The 16,290-nt window shown below is 68.8% G+C and carries 15 protein-coding genes and 1 tRNA gene; 9 read left to right on the plus strand and 7 right to left on the minus strand.

The window, feature by feature from the left end:
- Positions 1-44 precede the first annotated feature (44 nt).
- Entirely contained in the window at positions 45-515 is a 471-nt protein-coding gene (locus L687_RS42765) for a hypothetical protein (protein ID WP_021199346.1), read from the minus strand.
- 156 nt (positions 516-671) lie between these two features.
- Here L687_RS42765 and L687_RS29220 point away from each other — a divergent pair, with 156 nt between their 5' ends.
- From L687_RS29220 to L687_RS29230, 3 genes are all read left to right on the plus strand, one after another.
- Positions 672-1,556: an aldo/keto reductase gene (locus L687_RS29220; protein ID WP_021199347.1), complete on the plus strand. Its 885-nt coding sequence runs from the start codon at positions 672-674 to the stop codon at positions 1,554-1,556.
- 1 nt (position 1,557) lies between these two features.
- The gene (locus tag L687_RS29225; RefSeq protein ID WP_021199348.1) at positions 1,558-2,313 is read left to right on the plus strand and encodes an SDR family oxidoreductase; all 756 of its coding nucleotides are present in this window, start codon (positions 1,558-1,560) and stop codon (positions 2,311-2,313) included.
- A 111-nt stretch (positions 2,314-2,424) separates the two neighbouring features.
- Positions 2,425-3,267, plus strand: a complete 843-nt coding sequence (locus tag L687_RS29230; protein ID WP_021199349.1) for a helix-turn-helix transcriptional regulator — start codon at positions 2,425-2,427, stop codon at positions 3,265-3,267.
- A 162-nt stretch (positions 3,268-3,429) separates the two neighbouring features.
- Here the strand turns inward: L687_RS29230 and L687_RS29235 are convergent.
- Positions 3,430-3,502, minus strand: a tRNA-Arg gene (locus tag L687_RS29235).
- Between the two features lie 16 nt (positions 3,503-3,518).
- Positions 3,519-4,334, minus strand: coding sequence for an SGNH/GDSL hydrolase family protein (locus L687_RS29240; protein ID WP_029258420.1), 816 nt, complete (start codon positions 4,332-4,334; stop codon positions 3,519-3,521).
- Between the two features lie 92 nt (positions 4,335-4,426).
- Between L687_RS29240 and argS the strand changes: the two genes are divergently transcribed.
- Together argS and L687_RS29250 are read left to right on the plus strand one after the other, a co-directional pair.
- Entirely contained in the window at positions 4,427-6,091 is a 1,665-nt protein-coding gene (gene argS, locus L687_RS29245; RefSeq protein WP_021199351.1) for an arginine--tRNA ligase, read from the plus strand.
- 40 nt (positions 6,092-6,131) lie between these two features.
- Positions 6,132-6,977 carry an LmeA family phospholipid-binding protein gene (locus L687_RS29250; protein WP_021199352.1) on the plus strand — a complete coding sequence of 282 codons (846 nt, stop codon included), beginning with the start codon at positions 6,132-6,134 and terminating at the stop codon, positions 6,975-6,977.
- A 43-nt stretch (positions 6,978-7,020) separates the two neighbouring features.
- On the opposite strand, the gene L687_RS29255 is transcribed toward L687_RS29250, so the two are convergent.
- From L687_RS29255 to L687_RS29270, 4 genes are read right to left on the minus strand one after another with little or no spacing between them, the layout of a single operon-like run.
- Positions 7,021-7,770: an alpha/beta fold hydrolase gene (locus L687_RS29255; protein ID WP_021199353.1), complete on the minus strand. Its 750-nt coding sequence runs from the start codon at positions 7,768-7,770 to the stop codon at positions 7,021-7,023.
- A 2-nt stretch (positions 7,771-7,772) separates the two neighbouring features.
- On the minus strand, positions 7,773-8,354 hold the full coding sequence (locus L687_RS29260) for a TetR/AcrR family transcriptional regulator (RefSeq protein ID WP_021199354.1): 582 nt from the start codon (positions 8,352-8,354) through the stop codon (positions 7,773-7,775).
- Positions 8,332-9,234, minus strand: a complete 903-nt coding sequence (locus tag L687_RS29265; protein WP_021199355.1) for an alpha/beta fold hydrolase — start codon at positions 9,232-9,234, stop codon at positions 8,332-8,334. Before L687_RS29265 ends, L687_RS29260 begins: the two co-directional genes overlap by 23 nt.
- 55 nt (positions 9,235-9,289) lie before the next feature.
- Positions 9,290-10,336, minus strand: a complete 1,047-nt coding sequence (locus L687_RS29270) for a YihY/virulence factor BrkB family protein (RefSeq protein ID WP_021199356.1) — start codon at positions 10,334-10,336, stop codon at positions 9,290-9,292.
- Positions 10,337-10,483: 147 nt separating this feature from the next.
- On the opposite strand from L687_RS29270, the gene lysA reads away from it, so the two are divergent.
- The 4 genes from lysA (at position 10,484) to rho (ending at position 16,284) form a co-directional block, all read left to right on the plus strand.
- Positions 10,484-11,902: a diaminopimelate decarboxylase gene (lysA, locus tag L687_RS29275; protein WP_021199357.1), complete on the plus strand. Its 1,419-nt coding sequence runs from the start codon at positions 10,484-10,486 to the stop codon at positions 11,900-11,902.
- A gap of 21 nt (positions 11,903-11,923) precedes the next feature.
- Positions 11,924-13,228 (plus strand): homoserine dehydrogenase, encoded by a 1,305-nt coding sequence (locus tag L687_RS29280; RefSeq protein WP_021199358.1) that lies wholly within the window; start codon positions 11,924-11,926, stop codon positions 13,226-13,228.
- A 2-nt stretch (positions 13,229-13,230) separates the two neighbouring features.
- Positions 13,231-14,193 (plus strand): homoserine kinase, encoded by a 963-nt coding sequence (thrB, locus tag L687_RS29285; RefSeq protein ID WP_029258410.1) that lies wholly within the window; start codon positions 13,231-13,233, stop codon positions 14,191-14,193.
- Between the two features lie 180 nt (positions 14,194-14,373).
- On the plus strand, positions 14,374-16,284 hold the full coding sequence (gene rho, locus L687_RS29290; protein WP_021199360.1) for a transcription termination factor Rho: 1,911 nt from the start codon (positions 14,374-14,376) through the stop codon (positions 16,282-16,284).
- Positions 16,285-16,290 lie beyond the last annotated feature (6 nt).

Here is a 16,290-nt window from a genome sequence, read left to right on the forward strand (position 1 = left end):
TGGGCTCGGAGATGTGTATAAGAGACAGGAGGCGGGGAGTCGGGTCAGCGGAGGGCATTCTCGCGGATGTCGGCGAGCGCGTTCATGAACCCTTCCGAACATCCGCTGGATCCCGCGAGTCGGTCGACCACGATGTCGTCGAGCGGCGTGCCCACCACCTCTCTCGGGAGGGCATCAGCGAACCGCTGTTGATACCCCAGCGATATCTCGTCATCTGCCGGCGTGGTGATGTCGACGTCTGTGACGATGCCGTTCTCGATGGTGAGAGTCACGTCGTGATGGGACGGGAGCGAGCCATACCAGCCGCGTGCGGAGTACTCTCCGTCACGATAGGTGTCCGTGGTCACGGTGTCTCCCTCGACCCTCGGTGGTGCTGATGGTGCCGAGACATCGGGCCGTGCATCGTCTGATCCGGCGCACGCGGCGATCGAGACGGCCGATGCCACGATGCCGACAGCAGCGGCGACCCGGCGCCCGACTTTCGTGGGGCGTTGCGGGGAAGCGGTGCGGGCCATGTTTCGACGGTACGCCCGTACCTCATCGCTTGGGGTGCTCTGCTGTTACCTGGATAGGTGGCCCCTGGTGCTGCGTTGCGGCGGGCGGGACTGACCGCTTATCCGTGTAACGACAGTCACTCCCAGGTGCTGATGGATGGTCATAATGTCGATCCCATGACGAACACTCACCTCACCCTGAACAACGGCGTCGAGATGCCCGCATTGGGTTTCGGCGTCTTCCAGACGCCACCGGACGAAACGGTCGAGGCTGTCTCTTCCGCCCTCTCCACGGGGTACCGTCTCATCGATACCGCCGCCGCATACGCCAACGAGCGAGGAGTGGGCGACGCCATCAAAGCGTCCGGTCTTTCCCGCGACGACGTGTTCATCGAGTCGAAGGTCTGGATCAGCGACTACGGCTACGACCAGACGCTGCACGCATTCGAGAAGAGCGCCCGCAAGCTCCAGGTCGACGTCATCGACCTCTTCATCCTCCACCAGGCCCTCCCCGGTGAGTTCGACAAGACCATCGCCGCCTACACGGCGCTGGAGACTCTCCTCGCCGAGGGCAAGGTCCGCGCCATCGGCGTGAGCAACTTCATGGTCGACCACCTCACGACGCTGCTCGCGCAGACCGAGATCGTGCCGGCGGTGAACCAGATCGAGGTGCACCCGTACTTCCAGCAGCGCGAGCTGCAGGCGTTCGGCAAGGACCGCGGCATCCTCCCACAGGCCTGGTCGCCCATCGGCGGCATCACGTCCTACCGAGGGGACGATTCCCAGAGCACGTTCAACGACCCCGTCATCGTCGCCATCGCCGACGCGCATGGAAAGTCGGCAGCGCAGGTGATGCTCCGCTGGCACATCCAGAACGGCGTCCAGGCCATCCCCAAGTCGGTGAAGCCTGCTCGTATTGCGGAGAACTTCGATGTGTTCGACTTCGAACTCACCCACGACGAGATCGCTCGCATTGACGCTCTCGATACCGGCGTTCGCGGGGGCCCGGAGCCCGAGGTCATCACGCTCGAGGCGTTCGGTCGCGATATCCCGGAGAACTGACATGACCGCGACGTCCACGGTTCTCGTCGTGGGGGCGACCGGAAGCATTGGCGTGCACGTCGTCCGCGAGGCTCTCACGAGAGGACGACACGTGCGCGCGTTGGTGCGTGACGCATCTCGCGCCGCGCGGGTCCCGGAGGGCGCGGAGATCGTCATCGGCGATCTCACCTCGGCCGAGACGCTGGCGGACGCTGTCGCCGGGGTCGGCTCCGTGGTCTTCGTCCACGGCTCCCATGGTGGCCGTGGTGTCGCAGAGAAGGTCGACTACGGAGCAGTGGCCAACGTGCTCACTGTGCTCGACGGACGCCCTGTGCGCATCGCCCTGATGACCGCTGTCGGCACGACGGATCGGGCGAACGAAGGTCACGACTGGAAACGGAGGGCCGAGCGCCTCGTCCGCGCGTCCGGCAACCGGTACACGGTCGTCCGCCCCGGCTGGTTCGACTACAACGCACCGGACGAGCGCCACATCGTCTTCCGCCAAGGGGACCAGTACAGCACGGCCTCGCCGGCAGACGGGGTCATCGCCCGCGACCAGATCGCGCGCGTGCTGCTCGACTGTCTGGAGATCGACGCGGCGGACCACCGAACCCTTGAATTGGTCGCGGAGCGGGGGGCAGCGCAGGAGGACCTGGCCCCCGAGTTCGAGGCGCTCGTCCGAGATACTGGAATCGACGGCGCACTCGACATGCCGAACATGCCTCTCACCGACGAACCGGCCACCGTGCGGGACGACCTGAGCCGGCTCGGCCGGTAGCTCGTCGACCGGCGGCTCGTGAGCGCCGCCGGTCGGTACGTATCCGCACACGACACCCATCCACACACGACGGGAAGGCACGACGTGGCAGGCATGACACAACGAGCCGAGGTGAGTGAGTTCCTCTCCACGCGGCGAGCACGACTCACCCCGGAGCAGGCCGGCATCATCGGCGGAGGCCGACGACGTGTCACCGGTCTCCGCCGCGAAGAGGTGGCCATGTTGGCCGGGATGAGCGTCGACTATTACGCCAGGATGGAGCGCGGCAACCTGTCCGGCGTCTCCCCGGAAGTGCTCGAGTCGCTCGGTCGCGCACTCCACCTCGACGACGCCGAGCTCGCCCACCTCCATGACCTCGCCCGAAACGCCGCCCCGAACCGTTCTGCACGCGCACGTCCGCGGGCTGCGACGCCCGTCATCCGGCCCGCGCTTCAGCGACTCCTGGACAGCATCAGCGTTCCCGCCTACATCTCGAACGCACGCAAGGACTTCCTCGCCGTGAACGTCATCGGTCGGGCCGTCTTCGCGCCGATTCTGGACGACGCCGCCAATCAGCGCAACAACGCCCGCTACACGTTCTTCAACCCCGCTGCGCAGAACTTCTACGTCGATTGGGAGTCCGGGGCCAACAGCATCGTCGCCTCACTCAGAATCGAAGCGGGACGCAACCCGCACGACAAGGACCTCACCGATCTGATCGGCGAACTCGTCACGCGTAGTGACGTCTTCCGTACGCGCTGGGCAGCCCACGATGTTCGCTTCCACCGCACCGGAAGCAAACGGATCCACCATCCGGACGTCGGGGCGCTCCTCTTCGACTACGAGGGTTTCGAGCTGCCTGCGGATCCCGGGCTCGTCATGTTCACCATGACCCCCTCGCCGGGCGGCCCCACCGAAGAGCGTCTCCGATTGCTGGGGAGTCTGTCCGCCATGGAGAGCGCTCAGTCGGAGTGATCCACCGACGTCGAGCGGGCCCGGTGCTCGCCATGACGCGGGTCCGAAGCCCCACTAGTGCTCGCCGTCCTGTGTACGAGAAAAGCCGCCTGAAACCAGGCGGCTTTCTCATACTCGGATGGACTTCGTATGAATTGACGTTCCATTCGCGTACAACGTGTGTGCCCCCGACAGGAGTCGAACCTGCGACCTACGGTACCGGAAACCGGCGCTCTATCCACTGAGCTACGGAGGCGTACCGATCGACAATATCACTCGTCGGGGGTGGTCTCCGACCCACCGGCCACGGTGACGGGCGCGGCGCGCAGTTCGTCCAGCGCCGCAGCGAGCTTCTCGGCCAGATAACGGTGGCCGTCCGTGGAGGGATGCTGGCGTCCCGCGTCCACGTCGATCACGTCGAGGTAGTTCTGCGGGGTGATCCAGTCCTGGGCGATGGGGGAGATGTACCACCAGCCGCGTGCGGCGGCGAGCTCGGAGAGATCCGCGTCGATACGCGCGGTGGCCGTGCCCACGGGGAGCTCGTGCGGCGCCGGACCGAGCACCACGATCGTCGCCTCCGGGTAGGTGGCGGCCATCGCGTCCCACGCGGCGTTGACGGCCTCGCGGTACCCGGCGACACCCTGTGCGCGGTCGTTGATGGACCCCTGGAGGATGACGAGATCCGGCGAGAGGGACGGGTCGAGGGCGGCGATCCGCTCGCCGAAGGAGGGGCCGTCGATCCCGGGCTTCAGGTATCCGCTCCCGCGGACTCCGTTCACGACGGTTTCGCCGTCGAGCAGGTCCGCCAACAGGTAGGCGTAGCCGAGGGTCGGGACGGTCGCCGCCGAACCGTAGGTCCAGGAGTCGCCGAACACCAGCACGGTCGGATGCTCCGGCAGGACGAGCGGCGCCGGAGCGATGACCGCCGAGGGGCCGGATGCCGCATCGGCGGGTGCGCTGATCGGAGTCGTGGAGGGCGCCGGGATCCATGGCCGCCACACGCCGAGGACCACTGCCGCGACGGCGATGAGCAGGCCGGCGGCGATACCGGCGGCGCCCACTCGGCGACGGGTGGCGGGCGGCTTCATGGCATGAGAGTAGATCACCGGAGGCCGAACGCAAATTCGGGGAGCCCCGCGCCGTCGGTCGTGACCTTCCGGCCCCGTAAACTGGGGAGGCTATGAACCCCGAAACCCTCGCCGCAGCCGTCCTCGCCGTCCTCGCACCGATCGCCGAGGAACGACGTCCCGGCGAGCCGCTGGAGCTCTCCGCATCCGACATCGTGCTCGAGCGCCCCCGCAACCGCGACCACGGCGACTGGTCCTCGAACATCGCCATGCGCATGGCCAAGCCGTTCGGCACGAACCCGCGCGAGCTCGCGCAGCAGATCGTCGACGGCCTCGCCGACGTCGACGGCATCGCCAGCGCTGAGGTCGCCGGCCCCGGGTTCATCAACATCCGTCTCGACGCCGCAGCGGCGGGTGCGCTGGCGAAGGTCATCGTCGATGCCGGCGCCGCCTACGGCACGAACACGTCGCAGGCGGGAGTGAGTGTGAACGTCGAGTTCGTGTCGGCGAACCCGACGGGACCGCTGCACATCGCCCACACGCGCTGGGCCGCCCTCGGCGACTCGATCGTGCGTCTACTCCTCGCGAGCGGTGCGAACGCCGTGCGTGAGTACTACATCAACGACGCCGGTGCGCAGATGGAGCGCTTCGCGAGCTCGGTGCTCGCGGCGGCGAAGGGCGAGCCCACCCCCGAGGGCGGCTACCCGGGCGCGTACATCACGACCCTCGCCGGCCGTGTGCTCGAAGCGCGCCCCGATCTGCTGCAGCTTCCCGAGACCGAGCAGTCCGCCGTCGCGATGGAACTCGCGTACGAATTCCAGCTCACCGAGATCAAGAGCTCGCTGGACCGCTTCAATGTGCCGTTCGACGTCTGGTTCTCGGAGCGCACGCTGCACGCCAAGGACGCGTCCGGCACGAGCCTGATCGACCAGGCCGTCGACCGTCTGCGCGAGCAGGGACACGTGTTCGACGACGAGGGCGCCGTGTGGGTGCGCACGACCGACTTCGGTGACGACAAGGATCGTGTCATCCGCCGGTCGAACGGCGAGTACACGTACTTCGCCGCCGACGCCGCCTACTACCTGAACAAGGGCGACCGCGGCTTCCAGAACAAGATCTACCTTCTCGGCGCCGACCACCACGGTTACGTGCACCGCCTCAAGGCCGTCGCCGGAGCGGCAGGAGAGGACCCGGAGAAGAACGTCCAGGTGCTCATCGGCCAGATGGTGTCGATCAACGGTGCGCGCCTCAGCAAGCGTGCGGGAAACATCATCGAGATGGATGATCTGCTCGACTGGCTCGGTAGCGATGCGCTGCGATACTCGCTGGAGCGCTCGCCCGCCGACTCGCCGCTCGATCTCGACCCCGAGCTTCTGCAGAAGCGCACGAACGACAATCCGGTGTTCTACGTGCAGTACGCCCACGCGCGTACCCACAACGTCGCACGCAACGCCGGCCAGTCCGGTGTGGACCGCTCGGAGTTCGCTCCCGAGACGCTCACGCACGAGACCGAGGCGGCGCTGCTCGGTGCGCTGCAGGAGTTCCCGCGCATCGTGGCGTTCGCCGCCGAGGTGCGCGAACCGCACCGTGTCGCCCGCTACCTCGAGGAGCTCGCCGGCCTGTACCACCGCTGGTACGACAACTGCCGCGTGATCCCGCTGAGCGAAGACCCGATCGAGAGCGTCCACCGCACCCGGCTGTGGCTCAACGACGCCACCGGTCAGGTGCTGCGCAACGGACTCGAGCTCCTCGGCGTCTCCGCACCAGAGCGGATGTAGTGCGGCTCGGCGTTCTTCTCGGTACGGCAGGATGGCAGGCATGAGCGACGACAACCACACCCTGCCGTACCCCGACGCCGCCGCGGAGCATCCGACGCTCGTGATCCCCGGTTCCGCCTCCGCTCAGGTGGCGGCCGCGCCGCGCACACGGCCCCGCTGGCCATGGGTGCTGCTGATCGTGGTCGTCGTGCTCGCAGTGCTCGTGGTCGCTGCGGAACTCATCGCTCGCGCCGTGCTCCCCGGCGTCGTGCGGTCGATCGTCGTGGAACAGCTCGACCTGCCCGCCGACCAGCAGCTCGACGTCGAGACGCAGGGGCTCCTGCTGCCGCAGCTGATCGGCGGCACCCTCGACACGCTGCGTCTGTCGACGGATTCGGTGACGTTGGAGGGCATCACGGGCGCCGTCGATGTGACAGCGACGGACGTCCCGCTGCACGGCGGCGATCTGGGCGGCGCCTCCGGGACCATCCGCATCGATCAGGAGCAGTTCACGTCTCTGCTCGCCGGGACCGATCTGCCCGTCGACTCCGTGGAGTTCGCCGCCCCGAACGCCACGGTGAGCGGGTCGATCAGCGTGCTCGGGGCCGCCGTTCCGCTGTCGCTCACGCTCACGCCCGGAACAACCGACGGCGACCTCGAGCTGACACCGGTGGCCGCGAGCATCGGCGGACTCGACATCGATCTCGACCGGGTCGCTTCCACTCTCGGATCCCTCGGCGAAGGCCTGACCCAGCCGCAACGGGTGTGCATCGCCGATCAGCTACCCGCAGGCCTCGCCCTCACCGGTCTCGAGGTCGTCGACGGTGCGGCCGTGATCGATATCGATGTCGACGGGGCGATCGTCACCGACACCACGCTCCAGGACAAGGGCGTCTGCCCGAGCTGACCCCGAGTCGTCTTCCGGCGGCGCTCTGACCCGGTGTCCCGGGCTACGCGGGGTGAGGGGGCTCGTCGAGCGTCGCCTCGATGTGTCGGGCGAGCCACGAGGGACGCTGCAGGGGGATGCCGTGTCCGCAGTCGTCGACGACGCGCAGATCGCTGTGGGGGAGTGAAGTGTGGAGCAGAGCCGCTGAGCGCTTCATGAGCGACCTCTCCTTCCCCCCGACGAGGATCGACGCCGCTCCGGGATACGACCGCCAGGCTGGCGGTGGTGAGAATCGAAGGTTCTCCTCGACGGAGCGCAGCAGACTCGCCCGTGAGATGCCAACCGACGTACGCACGTAGTCGTCCAGGAGCTCGTCCGGGATGAACAGCTCCCGGGCCTGCATCCGGGCGAACCACTGCTTCTTCGCGAGGCCGGCGGTCGCGCCGAGAAGGGCGAGTGTGGGACGGGTCGCCCACATCGGAGCGGCCTGTGCGCTGACCACAACGACGTTCCGCACCCTCTCTGCGTGCTGAGCTGCGAGCTGCACGGTCAGCTGGGCGCCGAGCGAGAAGCCGACGACCGTGGCGGGTCTCCCGAGGTCGTCCAGCAGGCGGGCGAGGGCCGTGGTCGTGACCGCGTGAGACACATATGCCTCGTCGGTGCCGTGACCATGTCCGGGAAGATCGGGGACGACGATGCGCAGACCCTCGCCGAGGTGCGCGCGCAGCGGCTCCCACATCCACCCGGCGACACCTCCACCGTGCAGGAGCAGCAGGGGATGTCCGTCGCGTGCTCCGAAGCTCTCCACATGCATGGTCAGGTCCTCTCGAAGGTCTCGGCCATGCGGCCGATCGTGTCGATCGCGCGTTCGAGCTGCGCGGAGTCGAACGGTCCGAGCAGTCGAGCCGCCGAGAGGAGGCCGATCGACGCGCTCGAGAGCGCGAGGGCGAGCGCCTCGACGTCCACGTCCGCCACGATCTCGCCGCGCCGCTGCAGGCCGTGCAGCCACTCGACGACGCGTCGCTGCCGATCGCGATACCGGCCGTCCGTGATCTCCGCCACGTGCGCACCGAGGATGCCACGGTCGTCGAGGAACGCCGCTGTCATCAGCGCATCGGCACTCAGCGCGCGTGCGGAGGCGCGATACGCAGAACTCAGGCGGGGTCGGTCGCCCAGTTCGCGGCTCACGCGGTCATTCATGCGCGTCGTCCCGCGCTGCAGGAGTGCATCGAGGATCTCCCGCTTGCCGCTGAATTCCAGATAGACCGCACCCTTGCCGATCCCGGCGCCGTCGGCGATCGACGATACGCTCACGCTGTCGAAGCCTTGCGCGAGCACCAGTCGTTCGGCCGCGTCGAGGATGCGCTCGCGACGGTCAGGGACGCGGGGTCTGGGCATCGCCGCTCCTTTCCAGGTGTTCCCGCATGGCCGGGATGACGAGGTCGGGGCGGTCGCGCTGCACCCAGTGTCCGGCACCGGGTACGGTCACCAGCGACCCCACCGGCAGCTGCTCGGCGGCGATCCGGATGCGCGCGAGGGGAACGCCGGAGTCACGATCGCCGTGCACGAGGAGCGTGGGCGTCGTGATCGAAGGCAGCTGCTCGACGTACACGGTGCGCAGTCGATTCCAGAGCACCTGATCGCGCTGCCATTCCCCGAACGTCTCCAGGCCGGTGCCGGTGGCGGCCTCGGCGAGCACCGCATCCACGAGTTCAGGCGTGCGCGCTGTCGGGTTCCGCACCAGCTCTCGCAGCCCTCGTTCCATCGCTGAACGGTTGTGCGCGTACGCGCGGGTCATCCGGGCGAGCAGACCCGAACGCAGCAGGAGGAATGTGCCGAAGTGCGTGAGCCGACCGGAGAAGCCGTCGGCCAGACGGGGCATCAGACCGTAGCATCCGAGCAGTATCGCTGATCGCGCGCGGCCGGGTCGATCCAGGAGATGCCCGACCGCCATGCCGCCGCCGAGTGAGAGGCCGGCGACGGCGTAGTCGGCGAGACCGATCCCGTCGACGAGCTCGCCCACGTATCGCACGAGCCGTTCCTGAGTGAGCGGCCGGTCCGGACGTGGACTCTGCCCGAAGCCCGGATGGTCGGGCGCGATCACGCGATGCCCCGCCTCGGCGAGAGCATGTCCGACCGCACTCCACGAGAGTTCGGCGTTATCGGCACCGCCGCCGTGCAGGAGCAGGACGGGCACACCGGACTCGCATGCCGGTCGCCACTCCAGAGCGGAGACCGTGGCATGGGGGAGGACGATGCTCGTGCGTCGGGGATCCATGGCATCCTCTCGTTGTGACCAATCTACTTGATCTGGTCACAACGAGGGCACCCGGTCACGAAGTGGTGTCAGGACTCGCGGCCTTCTGCGCCGCTCGCAGTTCGGCCGTGGCGATCTGCACGTCGACCTCCGCGCGCTGCAGTCTTCGCTGCGGAAACGTGGTCGCCGCGAACTTCGCGTGCACGCGATCGGACTTCTCCTCTTCGGCCGTCACGATGTAGGCGCAGGCGAAAAGCATCACCTGTGCGGAGAAGTTCAGCCAGATCAGCAGCGCGAGCAGCGAGGCGAACGAGGCCAGCAGCGGATTGCTCGTGGCGCCACCCACGAAGAGGCCAGACAGCTCCTGCAGTGCCAGGAGTCCCAGCGCGCCCAGCAGCGCACCGGACCAGAGCGATCGAGGCGACGGGCGGACTCCGGACAGCAGGCGGAACACACCGATGATGATCACCGCGTCCAGGGCGAAGACGACCACGAGCGACACCAGGCGCACCGTCCAGGCCGCGACGGGTGAGTCCTCGGGAAGGCCGAGCATTCCGGCGATCCATGTGACGCCGAGCTGGCCGGCGAAGGTGAGGAAGGCCGAGGCGACGAACGCGACACCGATGCCGAGCGCGAGCGCGAGGTTGCGCAGGATCACCCAGATCCAGAGGATGTCGTCCTGCACGGTCCCGGCGAGCACGCGCACGGCCGTGCGCAGTGAGCCGATGGCGCCGAGCGCGGACCCCACGAGGGCGACGAGGGAGATGATCCCGGCGATCGACAGCGAGGCGGGCGCACGCAGATCCTCGGTCTTGATCACGCCGTCCTCGCCGATGAGCCCCGGTACCGCCGCCTGCACGGAGTCGATGATCGCCTGCCAGGCCACGGGATTCCCGGCGAGCCACAGCGCCGCGATGGAGAAGCCCAGCAGCACGCCGGCGAACACGCTGAAGAGCGCCCGGTACGTGACGCTGTCGGCGAGCATCGGTCCGCGACGCTCGGTGTAGAGCAACGCGGCGCGCACCGGTCGGCGCGCGAGAGCCCAGGCGATCACCGGCCCGGTGATGCGCGCGATGAGTCCCGGCTCTGCGGGGGAGTCTGATCTCGTTTCGCTGTTCGTCACGCCCCCACACTATGAGGCGACGCCGGTCGCCCGCAGGGGCTTGACGCCGCGCGTCACCCTGACCAAGGGCGACCGGGCGGTGCCCTAGAATCGGGTCAGCCTCGATGTGCGTGCCCCGCCCGAGATCCTTCCCACGATTGGTGATCAGTGCTTCTCCCTGCCGATTCGCTCGCTCCGGAATGGCTCGCCGTCCCCGAAGACGCGAACGACCTCGCCGACGGCGTCTGGCCCGCCTCCGCGGTGCGCGATCCCGACGGCGTTCTCGACATCGCGGGCGTCAGCGCCACCACGCTCGCCCGCACCTACGGCACCCCGCTGCTGGTGCTCGACGAAGACGAGGTGCGGGGGCGTGCACGGCGGTTCCGGCTCGCCTTCGACCAGGCGGCGGCCGAGAACGGCACCACGGCTCAGGTCTATTACGCGGGCAAGGCGTTCCTCTGCACGACGGTCGCGCGGTGGGTGGTCGACGAGGGGCTTCGCGTCGACGTGTGCACCGGGGGAGAGCTGGCGGTGGCTCTCGCGGCCGGCGTCGTGCCGGCATCCATCGGCTTCCACGGCAACAACAAGTCGGTCGCCGAGCTGGAGAGAGCCGTCGAGGTCGGCGTCGGCACGATCATCGTCGACAGCGCTGTCGAGATCGAGCGCCTCGCGGCGATCACCGCTCGCACCGGAGCCACACAGCGTGTGCTGGTGCGCGTGATCAGCGGGGTCCATGCCGAGACCCATGATTTCCTCGCGACCGCTCACGAGGACCAGAAATTCGGCTTCCCGCTCCCGGATGCGGAGAAGGCTGTCGCGCGCATCCGTGAGATCCCCGGCCTGGTCTTCGCCGGTCTGCACTGCCACATCGGATCGCAGATCTTCGGCGTCGCCGGGTTCCGCGAATCGGCGTCCCGCGTGCTCGACCTGCATGCGGCGCTGCTCGAGGGCGGCCCCGTGCCGCAGCTCAACCTCGGCGGCGGCTTCGGCATCGCCTACACGCGCGTCGACGACCCGACGCCCATCGAGGAACTCGCAGGCGCGATCATCACCGCCGTCGCCGAGGACTGCGCGGCTCGGGGCATCCCCGTCCCTGCGCTCTCGTTCGAGCCGGGCCGTGCCATCGTCGGCACGGCGGGCGTCACGATCTACGAGGTCGGCACGACCAAGGACGTCACGATCGATTCCGGAGCCGTGCGCCGCTACATCAGCGTCGACGGCGGCATGAGCGACAACGCGCGTCCCGCTCTGTACGGGGCCCAGTACTCCGCACGGCTCGCCTCCCGCGTGGGCGAGGGCGAGCCCCGTCTCAGCCGCGTGGTCGGCAAGCACTGCGAATCCGGCGACATCGTCGTCGACCACGAGTACCTGCCCGACGACCTCGTGCCGGGCGATCTGCTCGCGGTTCCGGCGACCGGCGCGTACTGCGTCTCGCTCGCGAGCAACTACAACCATGTGCCGCGTCCGCCGGTCGTCGCCGTGCGCGGTGGACGTTCGACGGTCATCGTCCGCGGCGAGACCATCGACGACGTGCTGGCCCGCGACGCGGGCATCGACGGGGCGAGCGCCCCCGAGGGAGACCAATGACCCACCTCCGAAGGAGTAACCATGACTGACTACCGACGACTTCGCGTGGCGCTGCTGGGTGCCGGAGCGGTCGGCTCTCAGGTGGCGGCACTCCTGCTGCGACACGGCGACGAGCTCGCCGACCGTGCCGGCGCCGAACTGGAGCTCGCCGGCATCGCCGTGCGCGACATCGACGCTCCCCGTGACGTCGACCTGCCCAAGGAGCTCTTCACCACCGACGCCGAGTCGCTGATCCTGGGTGCCGACATCGTGATCGAGCTCATCGGCGGGATCGAGCCGGCCCGTACGAGCATCCTGCAGGCGATCGGATCCGGAGCCGACGTCGTGACAGCCAACAAGGCGCTGCTGGCGACGCACGGGCCCGAACTCTTCGAGGCGGCCGACCGCGTGGGCGCCTCCGTGTACTACGAGGCCGCGGCCGCGGGAGCGATCCCGATCATCCGTCCGCTGCGCGACTCGCTCGCCGGCGACCGTGTGGTGCGCATCATGGGCATCGTGAACGGCACCACGAACTACATCCTCGACAGGATGGACACCGAGGGCGCCGACTTCGCCGACGTGCTCGCCGATGCGCAGCGTCTGGGCTACGCAGAGGCCGATCCCACGGCCGACGTCGAGGGGTACGACGCCGCGCAGAAGGCCGCCATCCTCGCGAGTCTCGCGTTCCACACCGCGGTCCCGCTCGACGCCGTCTACCGCGAGGGCATCACCTCGATCACGGCCTCCATGATCGAAGAGGCTCGCGCCGCCGGCTTCGTGATCAAGCTGCTCGCCGTCTGCGAGCGCATCGAGGCGAACGGCGCCGAGTCCATCTCGGTGCGGGTCTACCCGGCCCTGGTGCCCACCTCGCATCCGCTCGCCTCCGTGCACGGCGCGAACAACGCGGTGTTCGTCGAGGCCGAGGCCGCCGGCTCGCTGATGTTCTACGGTGCAGGTGCCGGCGGTGTGCAGACCGCGTCCGCGGTGCTCGGCGACGTCGTCTCGGCCGCCCGTCGCCACATCGCCGGCGGGGTCGGGGTGGGGGAGTCCACTCGCGCCAACCTTCCCGTCGTGCCGATCGGCCACGTCACCACCCGTTACCAGATCACGCTCGAGGTCGCGGATGCGCCCGGCGTGCTGGCCACCGTCGCGAGCATCCTCAGCGACGGCGACGTCTCGGTGGCGACGGTCGTGCAGACCGTCGAGGGGGAGGACGAACCGACCGCCCGTCTGATCATCGGCACGCATCGCGCGACCGAGCAGGCACTCAGCGCCACCGTCGACGCTCTCGCCGACAGCGAGGTCGTGGCCCGCGTGGTCTCGGTGCTCCGGGTGGAGGGCGAGTGACGATGGCGGCAGCCCTCGCGCCGGCCGCAGGCGACGCGGTGCCGGGGCGCACCGTCGAGGTGCGGGTTCCCGCGACGAGCGCCAACCTCGGCCCCGGCTTCGACACGCTGGGCCTGGCGCTCAGCATCTACGACACCCTCGAGGTGACGGCCCTGCCTCCGGGGCAGTTGGAGATCGAGGTGACGGGATCCGGCGCGACCGAGATCCCCCGCGACGAGTCGAACCTGATCGTCCGCACCATCGCGTACGTCTTCGCCGACGCTGGCCGCCCGGTACCCGGGCTGCGGATCGTCGCCGAGAACGGCGTGCCGCACGGTCGCGGCCTCGGGTCCTCCGGAGCCGCCGTCGCCGCGGGAGTCCTCGCCGCGAAGGGGCTGCTCGCGGGCGACGTCGAGATCGGCGACACCGACCTCCTCCGCCTCGCGACCGAGCTGGAGGGCCACCCCGACAACGTGGCTCCGGCGCTGTTCGGCGGGCTGACGATCGCGTGGATGTCCGAGCGCGGACCACAGCACAAGAAGCTGCTCGTGCATCGCGGCGTGTCGCCTCTCGTGCTTGTCCCCGCGTACACGATGTCGACGTCGCAGGCGCGATCGCTGCAGCCCCCGCAGGTGTCCACCGCCGATGCCGTGTTCAACGTCTCGCGCTCGGCGTTGCTGATCGCCGCTTTGATGCAGAGCCCCGAACTCCTCCTGGACGCGACCGCCGACCGCCTGCACCAGGACTACCGGGCCGGAGCCATGCCCGAGACGCAGCGTCTCGTGCAGGCACTGCGGGCCGCAGGCTTCGCGGCCGTCGTCTCCGGAGCCGGCCCGAGCGTCCTCGTGCTTGCCGACGGTCCCGGCAGCCGCCAGGATGCGGTCGAGCTGGCCGATCGAGTCACCGACACCCCGTGGGAGGCGCTCCTGCTCGCAGTCGACGTCCGTGGTGGTACAGTGGGGACTCGAGCGGAGGGCTCCACGTAACTGCGTGAATCTGGCCCCATTGCATCTCTTGCAAGACCCGCACGCAAACCCCTGTGGCAGAGCTCATTCCAGAGCCGCCTGCCGAGGCTGGCTGGCGCCGAGCGTCAGCCCGTGCGATCGCGCGCAGCACCCGTTGTGTGCGTTCAACGCTCATTCCCCATGACATATAAGGGAGTACTCGTGGAGAACCTCTCCGAGACCCAGAACGATCAGTCGGCGCCCACCGCCGAGGCACCCGCGGCATCCGCGGAGTCGACGACCGAGTCCGCGCCTGCCCGCAAGCGCGCGCCGCGTCGTGCGAGCACTGCGACGGCTGCGGCCAAGGCCGAGAAGGCCGAGGCGGCGAAGGCCGAGAAGGCGGCGAAGACGGATGCCGCGCCGGAAGCGGCTGCAACCGATTCTGCATCCGCCGGCGCAGATGCCGCCGAAGCCGCGCCGAAGGCGAAGCGCCCGAGCCGCAGCCGTGCGAAGAAGGCGGATGCCGAGGCTCCTGCCGCGGATACCGCTGCCGCCGAAGCGCCTGCTGCCGATGCCGCAGCTACTGCCACGGCCGAGGCTCCGGCCGAGCCCGCACCCAAGACGACCGGGCGCGGACGCCGCGGAGCACAGAAGCCCGCTGCCGACGCCGAGCCGCCCGCTGCCGAGCCGACGGCGGAAACCGGTTCCGACGCCGCGCCTGCGGAGAACTCGCAGAACGGCGACTCGGACTCGTCCGACGGTGGCGAGGAGCAGGGCGGCCGCGGTCGCAACCGCAACCGCAGCCGCAACCGCGGACGTGGCCAGAACGGCGCGGCGCAGGAGCAGCAGGCACAGCCCGCTGCCGATGACGACCAGGCCGGTGGCAACAACCGCAACCGTCAGCGCAACAAGCGCCGCAGCGGTGTGCCGACCGACGAGTTCGACACTGAGATCGGCGAGGACGATGTCCTGATCCCGATCGCCGGCATCCTCGACGTGCTCGACAACTACGCGTTCGTCCGCACCACCGGATACCTCGCCGGCCCGAGCGACGTGTACGTGTCGCTCGGTCAGGTGAAGAAGTACAACCTGCGCAAGGGCGATGCGGTCGTCGGTTCGATCAAGCAGCCGCGTGAGGGCGAGCAGCAGGGGCGCCAGAAGTACAACGCCCTGGTCAAGGTCGACTCGATCAACGGCCTCTCGATCGACGACGCGGCCACCCGCGTGGAGTTCGGCAAGCTCACCCCGCTGTACCCGCAGGAGCGCCTGCGCATGGAGACGGCTCCGGAGAAGCTGACCCAGCGCATCATCGACCTGGTCGCCCCGGTCGGCAAGGGCCAGCGTGGCCTGATCGTCGCGCCGCCCAAGGCCGGAAAGACCATCGTCCTGCAGCAGATCGCGAACGCGATCGCGCAGAACAACCCTGAGGTCCACCTCATGGTCGTGCTCGTCGACGAGCGCCCCGAAGAGGTCACCGACATGGAGCGCTCGGTCAAGGGCGAGGTCATCGCCTCGACGTTCGACCGTCCGGCCGAAGACCACACGACCGTCGCCGAACTCGCGATCGAACGCGCGAAGCGCCTGGTCGAGCTCGGCCGCGACGTCGTGGTGCTGCTCGACTCGATCACCCGCCTCGGCCGGGCCTATAACCTGGCGGCCCCGGCATCGGGTCGTGTGCTCAGCGGTGGTGTCGACGCGTCGGCGCTGTACCCGCCCAAGCGCTTCTTCGGCGCTGCACGCAACATCGAGAACGGCGGATCCCTCACGATCCTCGCCACGGCGCTGGTCGAGACCGGCTCCAAGATGGACGAAGTCATCTTCGAGGAGTTCAAGGGCACCGGCAACAGCGAGCTGCGTCTGTCCCGCCAGCTGGCCGACAAGCGCATCTTCCCGGCGGTCGACGTGAACGCGTCGAGCACTCGTCGCGAGGAGATGCTGCTCTCGGCCGACGAGGTCAAGATCACCTGGAAGCTGCGTCGCGCCCTCGCCGGCCTCGACCAGCAGCAGGCTCTCGAGGTCGTGCTCGGCAAGCTCAAGGAGACCAACTCGAACGTCGAGTTCCTCGTGCAGATGCAGAAGTCGATCCCGACGCTCCCCTCGGGTGCGCACGGGCACGACAACAACATCCGCTGAGCGGCT

This window comes from Microbacterium maritypicum MF109 (genome assembly GCF_000455825.1).
Lineage (GTDB): Bacteria > Actinomycetota > Actinomycetes > Actinomycetales > Microbacteriaceae > Microbacterium > Microbacterium maritypicum_A.

Bases quoted from the DNA above. Each gene is read 5' to 3' on its own strand.
- L687_RS42765 (WP_021199346.1), bottom strand. From the start codon at position 515: ATGGCCCGCACCGCTTCCCCGCAACGCCCCACGAAAGTCGGGCGCCGG.
- L687_RS29220 (WP_021199347.1), top strand. From the start codon at position 672: ATGACGAACACTCACCTCACCCTGAACAACGGCGTCGAGATGCCCGCA.
- L687_RS29225 (WP_021199348.1), top strand. From the start codon at position 1,558: ATGACCGCGACGTCCACGGTTCTCGTCGTGGGGGCGACCGGAAGCATT.
- L687_RS29240 (WP_029258420.1), bottom strand. From the start codon at position 4,334: ATGAAGCCGCCCGCCACCCGTCGCCGAGTGGGCGCCGCCGGTATCGCC.
- argS (WP_021199351.1), top strand. From the start codon at position 4,427: ATGAACCCCGAAACCCTCGCCGCAGCCGTCCTCGCCGTCCTCGCACCG.
- L687_RS29250 (WP_021199352.1), top strand. From the start codon at position 6,132: ATGAGCGACGACAACCACACCCTGCCGTACCCCGACGCCGCCGCGGAG.
- L687_RS29255 (WP_021199353.1), bottom strand. From the start codon at position 7,770: ATGCATGTGGAGAGCTTCGGAGCACGCGACGGACATCCCCTGCTGCTC.
- L687_RS29260 (WP_021199354.1), bottom strand. From the start codon at position 8,354: ATGCCCAGACCCCGCGTCCCTGACCGTCGCGAGCGCATCCTCGACGCG.
- L687_RS29265 (WP_021199355.1), bottom strand. From the start codon at position 9,234: ATGGATCCCCGACGCACGAGCATCGTCCTCCCCCATGCCACGGTCTCC.
- L687_RS29280 (WP_021199358.1), top strand. From the start codon at position 11,924: ATGACTGACTACCGACGACTTCGCGTGGCGCTGCTGGGTGCCGGAGCG.
- thrB (WP_029258410.1), top strand. From the start codon at position 13,231: ATGGCGGCAGCCCTCGCGCCGGCCGCAGGCGACGCGGTGCCGGGGCGC.